Here is a 14,330-nt window from a genome sequence, read left to right as displayed (position 1 = left end):
TCGTCAAAGATACGCCATCATGACAAAGATTTCATGGAATTATTCCATGCTACTAAAATAAAAGCAGATACCAGTATCGGCTTGCAATACTTTAAGCGCGCCTTCGGTAAGCTCTTCAAGCTTCACCACCCGCGTTACCGTAACGCCCTCTTGCGACAAAAATCGCAATGATGCTTCACTACCATCGGCTTCACATGCCCATACTTGAGGCTGCCTGACTTCTTTGCCAGTCATCATCACCTTGCCGACGCAACCATTTGATAACTCAACTAAGGTCCCAGGCGGATAAATCCCAAGGATTTTCACCAGCACCTCAATCAGTTTTTCTGTATGTTTGCCAGCTCGATTCTTAAATAGATAGCCCAATGCAATTTGCGGCGAACTGATTTCACCAGACCACAACTGCTTATCAAAGTCATTGGCCAAGCTAACAATTTGGGTTGATGTTGAAATTTTCGCCTCTGTTAAACCATCGGGATAACCTGAGCCATCAATAAACTCATGATGATGTAACACAATATCTAGCATCTGCTTTGGATATAACCCTGACTTATTTAACATGTCATAACCAAAATTAGGATGCATTTTCATAAAATTGGCTTCTTGGGGAGTCAGCCCGGTCTTTTTGCGACGAATCACATCCGGTACTTTCAACTTGCCAATATCATGAAATAGGCAACCAAGCGTGATATCACGCATTATCGATTTTGGCATATCTAGCGCCTTGGCAATCATCAGTGACAATACTGCCACCGAAATACCATGCTGAGTCACACTCGCATCACTCTCCCCAGCACTGACTAGGGCAAGAAACGGTTTATCCACTTCAAACATATGCTCAAGCATCTGTTCAACAACCGCCGCTGCAGTGCGGTAAGCTCCTTCTGGGTCACTAGCCACCTTGCTAAATGATGAGCGACTATCATTGACACAATCAATAAATCGTTGCTGGCTGAGACGCAGTGATTTACGCACTACCGCTTTGGGGTCGACCTGCGGCTCCTCTTCAGTTTTAGCCTCTACGGTCTCTACTTGCTGCTCACGCTGCTGCTCAATCAGCTCCTGACCTGCCAACAAAATCACGTAAGGTACGCCTAAACTTTTAATTAACTCTATTTGAGTGGCATCTTTTATCTCAACTCGATTGAGGAGAAAAGGATGGTTTTTCCATGACATTGGCAACTTAACCGTAATACCTATTTGCAGTTCAGACACGGGTAGTTGCATTTGCTCGGCTTTGGACACCTGAAACTCCATTCAATTATCGGTCATCATTTGATACCGACAGCCCAATAACAATAAAAAAGTTAAATGTGATTTATCTTAATAAGATAACTATAGCTGATAGTTGAAATATTACGTCATGAGTCATAAAAATGACAAGTGACAATAACCTAACCATGATAGTGATTCGTGATCCAGTCGGCAGTGACTTCAGCACAATTGACGTCATTTAATAAAAAAGCCAAAACAAGATCCATAGTCGAAATTAAAGTCAAAGCCGACGATAGACTTAAAACATCATCATTAACCTTGGCGAGTGAGTTAACTAAGGTCTGTTGATCTTTCATGGGCGTTTTTGCAGCAAGTTGCTGAGCACTTATACAAAGCGGAGTCAATCATGTATCGATGTAGCTCAATCAGTGCCAATACCGCAGAAACGGTTAATAAACGCTGCTCTTTATCACTCTTATCAGTGGTTTGATATAGAACAATAAATAAGCTTTAAAGATAAACGAACCCTCAGCCCCCACTCAACAGCCGTGTTTTACTGAGCATAAAAGATAGTTTAGATTAGCCTGATATGAAAACTCTCTATTCTGATAATACACATTGTATACAATATTCATTATGCTATTATTGCTATTGTTCTTTAGAGACACATAGGCGACCCCGACTATGAGACTTTAAAGAGTGTTGCTGTCAATTGTCCTTACTGCTAAGGCGCTGCAATTTTTTATGCAACCGTTTTAGTAAGGCTTTTTTGTTAACATTCCTGGAACATAAAATGACGCACCGTGCTTCATTTAAGTTCGTTGGCGCTACTTCAAGTAAGTAGCGCTTTTTTTATTCTACTTTCCAATCACGTAAATAATGATGCAACCGTTTTGATTGCCATAAATACAACAGACTCCAAAACAAGAACAATGCATCGAGACCAAAGCTCCAAGTAAACAAAAATTGATTATGCATCAGTCGTTGTAACAGCAAGCCACCATCTATCGCTAATAGCAGCAACAGTAACCACTTTAAGCGCGAAAACACCGGAATAAGCCAAGTTAGCTTCCGCTTGCGTTCAGCAATAATCACCCCATAAACAAGTAGCGCACCAAAACCTGCTGCCAGCGCCATTAGAAAGTCTGACTTATGGGGATAAAACAAGGCAACTAGGGCAGCTCTATCACTTGCTTGGGTTAAAGACGCCGCAAATACACACCAGCCACGCGCAATAAAAACCAGAATAAGATACAACATAGGGGGCGGCTTAATATAACCATTGTCATCAAGCCAGGTGATGTGTCCAAAATTCACGATAAAACTCCTCCTGTTGATTGTTATATGGAGGTGAATCGTGCAAATACAACACCGCGGCATTAAATTAACGCTTATCGAGCAACACAATCAGGCGCAGGTATAAAGCTTTTGAGGCGATTTTCACCGTGGCTTGTTGGCTATTTAGGCAAAGCGAAGATATTGATATGACATCACTCTGCTTCATAAGCCTTTAATTCCACATGAACGCACTATAAGCAGTATCAGAAAAGTTTGGCTAGCATCAATGCTGCGGACTTATATGCCCAAAAGCAAAACACCAGCACTAAGCTGGTGTTTTGCATAAGAAGTTGGCACGAATTAACGCCCAAGCAAATCAAGCAACTGCGCTTCGTCAATCACTTTAACCCCTAAGTCTTGGGCTTTGGTTAACTTAGAGCCTGCCGCCTCACCTGCCACTAAGCAGTCAGTATTTTTCGATACACTACCAGCCACTTTGGCACCAAGCGCTTGCAGCTGCGCTTTGGCATCACTGCGATTAAGTTGAGTTAATGTCCCTGTTAATACCCAAGTTTGTCCTTTTAAAGACAACTCATCTTCGCTAACCTGCTCAATTTCCGGCCAATTAATCCCCGCCTCTAGCAGCCTATCAACGACTTCAAGGTTGTGAGGTTGCGCCCAAAAATGCACCAAATGCTTGGCAACAATCACCCCGACATCATCAACTTGAATAAATGCATCTTCATCAGCTGCTTTTATCGCGTCAATCGTCTTAAAGTGGTTAGCTAGATTTGCTGCGGTTGCTTCGCCGACTTCACGTATACCTAAAGCATAAATAAAGCGGGCCAAAGTGGTCAATTTTGCATGGTCAATGGCATTGACCAACTTAGTTGCCGACTTCAACCCCATACGGTCTAACATCGTCATGGCTGATGCGGTGAGTTTAAATAGATCCGCAGGACTAGCAACGAGCTCTTTATCAATGAGTTGCTCAACGACTTTATCACCCATACCATCGATATTTAGTGCTTTTCGTGATGCAAAGTGCTTGATGGCCTCTTTACGCTGAGCTTCACAATAAAGTCCACCGGTACAACGAGCAACAGCCTCACCTTCAATCCGTTCAACCATACTTTGGCAAACAGGACATTCACTTGGAAACACAATCGGCGCGGCATCATCAGGTCGCTTATCTTTTACGATTGCCACAATCTGCGGGATCACATCACCCGCTCGGCGGATGATCACACTGTCACCAACCATCACTCCAAGACGCGCTATTTCATCAGCATTATGCAAGGTTGCATTCGATACTGTCACTCCGCCTACAAACACAGGCTTAAGTCTGGCTACGGGGGTAATGGCACCTGTACGGCCAACTTGAAAGTCGACACCATCCAAACTAGTGATCTCTTCTTGCGCGGGGAACTTATATGCTGTAGCCCAACGAGGCGCTTTAGCGACAAACCCTAAGGTGTTTTGTTGCTCGATATCATCGACTTTCAACACAACACCATCAATTTCATAAGACAACGAGTCTCTACGCGCTAATATGTCTTGGTAATAAGCCAATACTGCTGACGTATCTTCACATACCTTTACCTCGCTGCTTACTGGGAAACCCCATGACTTAAGTTGCATTAGCTGGCCGTAGTGTTGCTGAGATAGTGACCAAGTTTCCGGCTCAACCACGCCCAAAGCATAGGCATAAAACGCCAAAGCTCGACTTGCGGTAATTTTACTGTCCAGCTGACGCAAGCTACCGGCCGCAGCATTACGAGGATTAACAAAAACCTTTTCGCCTTTGGCGATAGCCCGTTCATTTAATGCTTCAAATGCCGCTTTGGGCATGAAAACTTCACCACGCACTTCTAATAAAGGCGGAAAATCTTCGCCACGTAATGTTAATGGAATAGAGCGAATGGTACGAACGTTCTCGGTTATATCTTCACCTACTTGGCCATCCCCTCGCGTTGCAGCACGTTCAAATACGCCATTTCGGTACAACAAGCTCACGGCTAATCCATCAAGCTTAGGCTCACAGCAAAAACGAATATTGCTGCCTACGCGATCCTCAATGCGCTTATGAAACGCACTGAATTCCTGCTCGTCAAACACATTATCCAAGCTTAACATGGGTTTAAGATGGGTTATTTGGTCAAACTTTTCTAAAGCAACACCACCAACACGTTGAGTTGGCGAGCTAGGTTGCACGTACTGTGGATGTTGTTGTTCTAGCGCTTGTAACTCTCTTAGTAGCCGATCATATTCCGCATCGGGTATCGATGGAGCATCGTCAACATAATACCGATAGTTGTGAATGTTAATTTCATCGGTCAATTCGCTTATACGCTGTATTATTTCTTGCATTGTTATATCCACATTAAGCAAAAGAGGCCGCTTATGCGGCCTCTATAAATCGGTTTGAAGTTGTTAGGCAATATGTTGGCGAATACGTTGTAAGTAATCTTGTTTGGTTGCCTCGCTCCACTCTTCTCGACTTCCATCGAGTAATTTACCGCCTAAATCATCAGCTAACTGATGCGCTGAATTAAGCATAATTGAAAAATTCATCAATGGCTCACCATGGCATGGCAAAGTCATAAATAACACCACTCCATGGGTGGTAAATTGCTCCATATCATCAGGGTTAAACACCCCTGGTTTCACCATATTAGCAAGTGAGAACAGTACCTTTCCTGTGCCTGCATTGTCTTCGTGACGATGGAATATGTTCATGTCACCAAACTTAAAATTCAAGGCTAGCAAGCTAGGTAATAACTCGGCACCATTTAACTCTCCCTCTGCAGCTACAACATGAAGCACCAACACATCTTCAGGATCAGCCAACGGCTCTTCTTGTTTCACCTCTTGAGGTGCAGGTTCAGCGACTGGCGCTTGTTCAAATAGGTTGGGCTGATCAGACTCTTGCCCTAACCCCAAGTCCATTTGCACATTTTCAACTTTTGGCTCCTGTGTCGGACTAACAGTCGGCTCTTGTTTAGCCCTAGGTGCTTTTTCAGCAGGTTGGTTTGATAAAGAAAAGTCTACTTCATAGTCTTCAACTTCATCAATTGTACTCATTACAGGTTCTTGTGGCTGACTGATATCGACAGATGGAGTTGATTTCGTTGTGGTTTGTTCAACGTTATCTGACTCAGGCGCTTCAGCAGGTGACGCGACTTTCTTTACCCGAACTTCGCCAATTCCATCAGCATCAAATCCATCGGCATCTTTAGGTTTATCGGTATATAAACCCGACATAGGGTTTTCTTTTAATGACTTTGGTTGTTGTTTTCTAATGGACCAAAAACCATGCACAAGTACCGCGATAATGGCTACCGCTCCTAAAACAAACAATACCAGTTGCAAATTTTCCATTGATTACCCTGTGTTTCCTAATAATTATACTGCGTCAGCCATCGCCACCGCTTCATCAATATCAACGGCGACTATACGTGAAACGCCAGCTTCATGCATAGTGACACCAATTAATTGATCAGCCAATTCCATGGTGATCTTATTGTGACTTATATAAACAAATTGCACGCTATCTGACATCTCTTTCACCAATCGGCAAAAACGGTCTACATTGGCATCATCAAGCGGTGCATCTACTTCATCCAACATACAAAATGGTGCTGGATTTAGCCTAAAAATCGCAAATACCAATGATAATGCGGTTAGCGCTTTTTCTCCACCCGAAAGCAAGTGAATTGTACTATTCTTTTTCCCCGGTGGCCTTGCCATAATCGTGACGCCAGTTTCCAGCAAATCGGTATCATCAGTAAGTGCTAAATGGGCACTGCCACCACCGAAAACCTTAGGGAAAAGTACCCCTAAATCACGATTGACCTTATCATAGGTATCTTTAAACCGAGACTTGGTCTCTTTATCTATCTTTCTAATCGCCTCTTCTAACCGAGATAGCGCACTATTTAAATCACTGTCCTGACTATCTAAATAGTGTTTACGTTCACTTTGCTGTTCAAACTCTTCAATAGCGGCTAGGTTTATCGCACCAAGATGCTCAATTTGTGCTTTCACCCTCGCCAGCTCTTTCTGGCGCCAAGCAATCGACTTTGCGCTATCGAGCTCTGCCGTGATCGCAGCTAAATCAATCTGTTGCTCATCAATCATTAACTGCTGCGAATCAAGTTGGCCTTTTATTCCTTCTCGTCGTAACTTTAACGTGCTGATCGCTTGAGTCAAGTGCTCAATCTTACCAAGCCGTTGTTTTTGCTCTGATCCTAATTGTTCAAACTGCTGCTGCAAACCAGCTAACGTCTCGCGAAGTTGACTCAATTCAGCTTGCTGCTCTGCTTGACGCGTGAGCAAACCCGCTAGCTTGGTCTGCATCAGCTGCAAAGCATCAGTTTCATCAACATTTTCTGTCAATTGTTGATTCAACTTGTTCAGGCGCCGTTGCAACTCACTCAACTGCTTGTGATACTGCTGTACCTGCTGCTCGTTGAGTGACAACTGCGATTGAACACTTTGACTGTGCTTTTGCTGTTCACGGCTTTGCTTGGCAAGCTGCTGAGCAGATAATGCAAGCGCCTTGCGCTGCTCATCACACAACTGCTGCTGTTGCGTTAATTGCTCGACATGATACTGAACGTCTCTTTGCTGCTGAGTGAATTGCTCGATTTCCTGTTGATGTTGTTGTTTCTCTTCGCGTTGCTCAATGCACTGTTGCTGCCAGCTTTGCAATTGGGTTTGAAGTTGCTTAGTTTGCCGCTCTATCACAGCTAAACTCGCTTTTTCAGCTTCAATATCTGCATGCAGTTGCGTCAATGTCAGTTGATGTTGCTGATAGGATTTAATCGCTTGCTCTTGTGTCTGCTTGAGTGACAATTGCAAAGCAAGTTGCTTCGAGTACTGGCTACGCACCGACGCTAGGGCTAACTCGCTATCAGCAATACTTTGGTTCAGCGCATCGAGTTCACTGCGTAACTGCACCAAAGACAAGGTGTTTTTGGACTTTTGCAAAACAAAACCGTGGCCAATTAAATAGCCATCAGCACTAACAATACGTTGGTGCTGTTGCACTTGAGGCAACAGCTGCTTAGCTTCTGATAAAGAATCAACCCAAAGCACATCGTTTAACCACGGAGTTAAATTAGTATTGGCACTAACGCCTGGCCAGTGCTCATCTTTAGCCAATTGAAATCCAACCTCCGAAGGCGCTACATCCACCTGCTGCGTCAGTACTGACTCTAAAAGCAGATCAACCGCGCGTTCCCAGCCAGGTTTAACTTCAATACACTGCCATAAAGCCTGCTCTGTACTACTTTCAGGATCAGGCAGTAATTGCGTCACAGCCGTTGCTCGTCCACGCTCTTCCGCCAAAGACTGCGCCAGTGCTTCTTCTTTTTGTTTGAGCTGGGCACTTTGTTGCTCGGTTGACGCCAATTGTTCGGTGCTGGATTTAACCGCAGCTTGCGCCTGCTCTTGTGCTCCCGACTCTTCAACGAGCAATGCTTGGTATTTGCCGAGATTTTGATGATGCACCTGCGGATTTAACTGTTGTAGCTGCTGCTGATTTAGCTCGATGTTTTTCTGTAACTCCGCAAGTTGCTTATCCGAGTGCAACTCATCGCGCTGCGCGACACTGATGGCCTGTTGCTTTTCTTTACTGATTAACTGTTGTTGCTGAAGGGCTTCTCTAGCAGACTCGTAATTAGACTCCGCCTCATAAATCTGCTCTTGTAATTCGTCTGTTTGTTGTTGTAACTCGGTTTCTTGCGACAGAGCCTGTTGCAATTGATGTTGCTGAGAGGTTTGAGCGTCTTGGTGTTGTTCTAGTTGCTGACGCACATCTATTTGCTGCTGCTGAATTTCCGCAATTTGTTCGGCTAGGTGTGCATCTTGCTGGGAGGTATGCTTTATCGTTTGCTCAAGCTTGGCAATGTCTGTGGAGCTTTGATAATACTGCTCGACTAATTGATGTTCACGCTTATCTAAATCGTCAATGCTCAGTTTAATTTGCGTCTGTTGTAATTCAATCGTTTGCTTCTGGGCATTTAGCTCACTCAAGCTCAGCTGATGTTCATCTAACTGCTGATTAATGGTGTTTGTTTGCCCAGTAAACTCTAGAAATCGGCTTACGGTTAATTCAGCATCAATTCTACGTTCAGTTTGTTTGAGCTGGCGATACTTTTTAGCATCCTGAGCTTGCTCATCTAGCTTTTCTAGCTGACGTTGCAATTCTTGGCGAATATCGCCCAAACGTTCTAAATTTTCTCGAGTATGGCGAATGCGGTTTTCTGTTTCACGGCGCCGCTCTTTATACCGTGAAATCCCCGCAGCCTCTTCAATAAACACCCGCAACTCATGGGGTTTCGATTCAATTAAACGTGAAATTGTGCCCTGCTCGATAATGGCATAGCTTCTCGGGCCTAACCCCGTCCCCATAAACAAGTCAGTGACATCTTTACGGCGACATTTTTGGCCATTCAAAAAATAACTAGAATCACCATCACGACTCACTTGTCTTTTAACGGCGATCTCTTGATAACTTGCATATTGGCCAGCGAGTCGCCCTTGCTGATTATCAAATAGCAACTCGACGCTAGCAACCGACACCGGCCTTCTTGCGTTAGAGCCATTAAAAATAACATCGGCCATGGAGTCGCCGCGCAGATGTTTAGCTGAGCTTTCACCCAACACCCAACGTACGGCATCAATAACATTAGATTTGCCGCAACCATTGGGGCCAACGATGGCACTGAGCGGCTGATTGAATGGGATTTTAGTAACATCGACAAACGACTTAAATCCAGCAAGTTTTATCTGTGTTAGTCTCATTTATAGAGTAAAGTCGTTTAACGTTTAATCGATATGCTGCTAGGCAGCAAACCGGTAAGAAGTAAGTCTGACCACTTTAGCAAAGCGCGCCGCATTTTGTAACGATTTTATTATCTCAATCCGCTGCTAATGCTTGTTTTTACTGCAATGCTACCGCACAATCGATGATTATCTAATGTCATATTAACTAGATGCTTATTTATGAATCAATCAGTGACTAAGCCTAAAAGCGGTGTGAACTATTTCCTCGACGGATTTGGACTCATTAAACGCCCTGGGCTTCGACGTTTTGTGTTTATTCCGCTCACCATCAACCTGTTGTTATTTGCCTCAGTGATCTACTTTGCAATTGGTGAGCTTGAGCGTGCATTTACTTGGATATCTGCGCAACTTCCAGAGTATTTAAGTTGGCTCAACTTTTTACTTTGGCCGCTGGCAGTGCTCACCCTATTAGTGGTTTTATCCTTTATATTTAGTTCGGTAATGAACTGGCTGGCCGCCCCTTTCAATGGGCTATTGGCCGAAAAGGTAGAGCAGCATCTCACAGGTAAAGATCTCAATACCGGAGGCACGGTTGACCTCATCAAGGATTTGCCTCGGATTCTGGCAAGAGAATGGACCAAACTAAAATATTATCTTCCCCGGGCAATCGTGTTTTTGATCTTGTTCTGGGTGCCTTTTCTTGGGCAAACCGTTGCCCCCGTATTATGGTTTTTATTTAGTGCTTGGATGATGGCCATCCAGTATTGCGACTACCCATTCGATAACCATAAAGTCCCATTTAATGATATGAAATTTGCGCTAAATCAGACTAAAGGCAGTAGCTTTAGTTTCGGTGCAGCCGTCACGCTATTTTCGATGATTCCAATTGTTAACTTCATCGTGATGCCCGTGGCAATTTGTGGTGCCACAGCAATGTGGGTCGACAAGTATCGTGGTGCTTATAAGAACGATACCATCGCCCCAGAATAACGCCCTCAATGGCGGGCAACCACACTGCCCGCCATGATTATCTCGATTAAACTAAACCTAATCCACCCAAACCTATTTTAATCAGCGCTTACATCTAGACACCAATTGTAACAAATATCCGCTAAGCGATTAGTTTGTTTGCTGGCAAAATAACACCAAACAATAACGATTAACCCCCAATTGGTTAGCAAATATCTCACATGACAACATCTTTTAGCTGCCGTATTTTGGCTGGCATTTTTGCATCTTGTTTAACCACGTTTGCTATTGCTGGCAACCATGAACAATTTACCATAGAAATTCCAACACTCACCACTGAAGCAACCATTGATGGTGACCTTAGCGATCCGGTTTGGCAGCAAGCTAGCAAAGCCAAACTGAAGTATGAAACTAGTCCAGGCGAAAATATCAAAGCACCAGTGGACACCGAAGCATTGATTTATGCTACCAACTCTACCTTGTACGTCGCGTTTATCGCCGATGACCCTGAGGCAAAACTCAACCCCAACATCATACGCAGCAACTATAGTGATCGAGACGATACTTGGGGAGATGATCTTGTTGGTATCAAACTCGACACTTTCAACGACGCACGACTTGCCTATCAGTTTTTTATCAATCCATTTGGCGTACAAATGGATTCAATTGAAAATGAATTAACCGGGGATGAAAGCGATGCTTGGGATGGCATCTGGTACAGCGCTGCAAAACAAACAGAGCATGGTTATCAAGTAGAAGTTGCACTGCCTCTTAGGTTATTTAATTTCGATAACAAACTGGACATTCAACAATGGGGAATCGAATTTATTCGCTTTTATCCCCGTAGCCAAAGCCATAGGTTGTCGACTCACAAAATCGATAGAGACAACAACTGTCAATTATGCCAATTAGGTGTCGCCAGTGGCCTTAGCGGTGCACAAACCGGCAACGTTCTGCAATTAACCCCCTCTATCGTGGCTAACCGACAAAGTGAGCGCGAACTCAATCCAACCCAGCCTTGGCAAGATGAAGACAATATTGAAGCTGGACTGGATGTTCGCTGGGGGATCACGCCAAGCACCTTGCTAAGTGCAACCATTAACCCTGACTTTTCTCAAGTAGAAGCTGATGCAGGCCAGCTCAATATCAACAGTACCTTTGCGCTGTTTTTTCCTGAAAAACGGGCTTTTTTCCTCGACAATAAAGACTACTTTGATACTCAAGTCAATTTGCTGCATACCCGCAATATCGTTTCGCCAGATTTCGGCGCAAAACTAACAAGTAAAATTGATAACCATACCTTTGGTTTAATGTTGACCAATGATACTGAAACCAACTTTTTAGTGCCCGGCAACTTAAGCTCAGATATCGCGACACTCAATGATAAAAGTATCAATTTAGTGGGGCGTTATCGAGCAGATATATCCAATGAGTTATCCATAGGTAGCTTGATTACCGGAAAGAAAAGTGACAATTACCATAACTATGTCGCCAGCGCTGATCTAAAGTACCAACCTACACCACAAGATACGTTAACCGCACAGTATGTGTTTTCTAATACCCTTTACCCAGAAGAGCTTTACCAGCAGTTTTGTGAAAACGACGATTGTTTACCCAATATTGGCTGTGATTTAAGTGATTGTGGTATCAATGAGCGCGTATTACGTACCCAACACGATGATGAAATCCAAGACGACTTTTATAAAATTAGGTATGTCCACGAACGCCGTAACTGGTTCGTGTTATCGCAATATCAATCAGCTGGTAAAGATTTTCGTGCCGACCTAGGCTTTATTGATAAAGTTGATATCAGCAAGTTTGTTGTTGGCGGCGGTTATATTTGGTATCCGGAGCAGCAGCCACTGCACAGAATAGAGTTAAGCGGTGACTGGGATATTAGCCACAATCAAAATGGCGCCATGATTGAACGCGAGTCTGAAATAAAGCTCGAGTTGGAAGGCGACTTACAAAGTTATACCGCAATGGGATACGTTCATCGTGATAGAGTCGGACGGCGTATAGATAGCTCCTCATTGGCAATCGAAGGCAATACCGATTTATTTACCGAAAAGCTAGCCTGGTTATACTCAAGCTTTACACCAATTAGCCCACTTAAATTGGCACTTGATATTAACTATGGCGATGCGATCGACTTTTCAAATAACCGCCTAGGGGAAGAGTTTATGATAAACCCAGAGGTAGAGTGGAAAGTTAACCATGCGATTAGTCTTGACGCCTCACACATTTACCAAAACTTAAATGTCGACGGTGGTGAACTGTTTAACGCTAACCTCACCGATTTAAGACTTAACTGGTATCTAAACCTTAACCACTTTATCCGGGTATCAAGCATCTATACTCAAATAGAGCGCGACCCTTCTCTTTACCTCTACCATCAGCCTAAAGCAAAATTTAGCCAGCTTGGTAATGAAGTGTTATATGGTTACAAGTTAAACCCGCAAAGTGTGTTTTACTTAGGGTATTCTGACGGCCTCGTCAGTAATGATGATATCGATAAGCTTACCCATAATGAGCGGACTTATTTTATGAAGGTCAGTTACGCTTGGTTACTATAATAAAAAAGGTGAGCAGATAATGCTCACCTTTTTTGTATCCTGTGCCCTAAAACGGAACACCTTATTAAACTTAAGTTTCAGAGGCCAAACAAACCAAATTGCGTCCGGATTCTTTAGCGTCATACAAGGCTTTATCTGCTCGTTGCAGCAAGGCATCAACCGATTCATCAACTAGTTCGGCAATACCAATGCTCACTGTAACCGCTAGTTCACCCGCAGATGTACGAATAGGCAATTCTGCTAACTGCGCCCGGAACTTATCTAATAACACGAAGGCTTTGTCAGCAGTTAACCCTTTAAACGCAATCGTAAACTCTTCACCACCAAAGCGCGCAACCACAAAGTGTTGACTAAAGAAGTGACGCAGTCTTGCAGCAAACTCCACCAACACTTCATCACCAACATCGTGTCCATAGGTATCATTAACTTGTTTGAAAAAATCGATATCTAATAACCCTACAGACAATGCTGTCTGTTTTTGCAAAATTTGCGGCAACTGCTCTTCAAAATGGTTAAAGAAATAGCGTCGAGAATAGGTAGAGGTTAAATAATCTAAATTCGCTTGTTCCCACAATTTGCGGATCATGTCTAAAGAGTTGAGCGTATTTAATACGCGGCAATGAAACTCTTCATGAACAAAAGGTTTTTGCAGAAAATCATTGGCACCATTTTTAATAAATCGTGCTGACAAGCTCTGGTCATCGTCACTGGATAAACCGATAATCGCAAGCTCTTCGCGACTAAATTGTTCCCTCACTCTTAAGATCAGACCAAACCCATCTAAACCGGGCATATTATAATCGGTAATAAGTAGCTGAATATCTCTTTGATCTTGCAATATTTCCCATGCGGACTTGCCATCGTCTGCCTCAATCACTTGATAAAGGTGTTGCTCCAAAAGGCTACGAACAAACTTACGGCTCACCATTGAGTCATCAGCGACAAGCACTTTAACATGCTGATTGCGCTGTAGACGCTTAACTAGCGCCACCGCATATTCATAACTAAACCGGTTCTCTTTTAAAATGTAATCGACAATACCTAACTGCAATAGACGGGTTCGCTGCTCGCCATCTAGGCTTCCAGTTAACACAATGCACGGAATTTGACGAGCCAATACCAGTTTAACAATTTCACCTTCGGCAGCATCGGGCAAATTAAGATCGGTGATAGCCACAAAATAATTGTGTTGTTGCAGCAATTTTTTAGCGCTGGCAAGATCCTCAGCATAATCAACTTCGCAATCTAACTCCTGCGTAATCAAATGCTGCAATATTCTTGTCACGACTTTGCTGTCTTCTACTACTAAAATTCGCAAATTAATCTCCTAGTCCCCCACAGACCAACGGATCACATCCTGAGGATTGAAAGGCTTACCTCGCCCTGATGCAATTAACCCCAAACGGTTTATCGACAAACCAACTGGTCACTAGGTGCGAATAACATCGCGCCATTAATGGCTTAAATTGTATCACTAAATCAACTTTTCACCAGCAGTTG

General features: G+C 43.5%; 8 protein-coding genes. 2 read left to right on the top strand and 6 right to left on the bottom strand.

Translation table 11 applies throughout. The annotated features are described in order from the left end of the window. Nucleotides 1-39: 39 nt before the first annotated feature. The 5 genes from ACHUFW_RS14890 to ACHUFW_RS14870 form a co-directional block, all read right to left on the bottom strand. Nucleotides 40-1,245, bottom strand: a complete 1,206-nt coding sequence (locus tag ACHUFW_RS14890; protein WP_394204125.1) for an HD-GYP domain-containing protein — start codon at nucleotides 1,243-1,245, stop codon at nucleotides 40-42. Nucleotides 1,246-2,067: 822 nt separating this feature from the next. Next, nucleotides 2,068-2,532 (bottom strand): DUF2919 domain-containing protein, encoded by a 465-nt coding sequence (locus ACHUFW_RS14885; RefSeq protein ID WP_394204124.1) that lies wholly within the window; start codon nucleotides 2,530-2,532, stop codon nucleotides 2,068-2,070. Nucleotides 2,533-2,853: 321 nt separating this feature from the next. Next, entirely contained in the window at nucleotides 2,854-4,863 is a 2,010-nt protein-coding gene (gene ligA, locus ACHUFW_RS14880) for an NAD-dependent DNA ligase LigA (protein WP_394204123.1), read from the bottom strand. A 63-nt stretch (nucleotides 4,864-4,926) separates the two neighbouring features. Further along, the gene (zipA, locus tag ACHUFW_RS14875; RefSeq protein ID WP_394204122.1) at nucleotides 4,927-5,874 is read right to left on the bottom strand and encodes a cell division protein ZipA; all 948 of its coding nucleotides are present in this window, start codon (nucleotides 5,872-5,874) and stop codon (nucleotides 4,927-4,929) included. 24 nt (nucleotides 5,875-5,898) lie between these two features. Next, nucleotides 5,899-9,303, bottom strand: a complete 3,405-nt coding sequence (locus ACHUFW_RS14870; protein WP_394204121.1) for a chromosome segregation protein SMC — start codon at nucleotides 9,301-9,303, stop codon at nucleotides 5,899-5,901. Nucleotides 9,304-9,504: 201 nt separating this feature from the next. On the opposite strand from ACHUFW_RS14870, the gene cysZ reads away from it, so the two are divergent. Then, nucleotides 9,505-10,275 (top strand): sulfate transporter CysZ, encoded by a 771-nt coding sequence (gene cysZ, locus ACHUFW_RS14865; RefSeq protein WP_394204120.1) that lies wholly within the window; start codon nucleotides 9,505-9,507, stop codon nucleotides 10,273-10,275. Nucleotides 10,276-10,475: 200 nt separating this feature from the next. Next, on the top strand, nucleotides 10,476-12,830 hold the full coding sequence (locus ACHUFW_RS14860) for a carbohydrate binding family 9 domain-containing protein (protein WP_394204119.1): 2,355 nt from the start codon (nucleotides 10,476-10,478) through the stop codon (nucleotides 12,828-12,830). A 70-nt stretch (nucleotides 12,831-12,900) separates the two neighbouring features. On the opposite strand, the gene ACHUFW_RS14855 is transcribed toward ACHUFW_RS14860, so the two are convergent. Continuing rightward, nucleotides 12,901-14,148, bottom strand: coding sequence for a diguanylate cyclase (locus ACHUFW_RS14855; protein ID WP_394204118.1), 1,248 nt, complete (start codon nucleotides 14,146-14,148; stop codon nucleotides 12,901-12,903). Nucleotides 14,149-14,330: the final 182 nt, after the last annotated feature.

Source organism: Shewanella waksmanii (assembly GCF_043643685.1).
In the GTDB taxonomy this organism is placed as follows: domain Bacteria; phylum Pseudomonadota; class Gammaproteobacteria; order Enterobacterales; family Shewanellaceae; genus Shewanella; species Shewanella waksmanii_A.
The sequence above is the reverse complement of the archived record's forward strand: the minus strand, read 5'-3'. Positions and strand labels throughout refer to the sequence as shown.

What these genes read in the sequence shown, in the direction of transcription:
- ligA (WP_394204123.1), bottom strand. Translation starts at nt 4,863, where the DNA reads ATGCAAGAAATAATACAGCGTATAAGCGAATTGACCGATGAAATTAAC.
- zipA (WP_394204122.1), bottom strand. Translation starts at nt 5,874, where the DNA reads ATGGAAAATTTGCAACTGGTATTGTTTGTTTTAGGAGCGGTAGCCATT.
- ACHUFW_RS14870 (WP_394204121.1), bottom strand. Translation starts at nt 9,303, where the DNA reads ATGAGACTAACACAGATAAAACTTGCTGGATTTAAGTCGTTTGTCGAT.
- cysZ (WP_394204120.1), top strand. Translation starts at nt 9,505, where the DNA reads ATGAATCAATCAGTGACTAAGCCTAAAAGCGGTGTGAACTATTTCCTC.
- ACHUFW_RS14860 (WP_394204119.1), top strand. Translation starts at nt 10,476, where the DNA reads ATGACAACATCTTTTAGCTGCCGTATTTTGGCTGGCATTTTTGCATCT.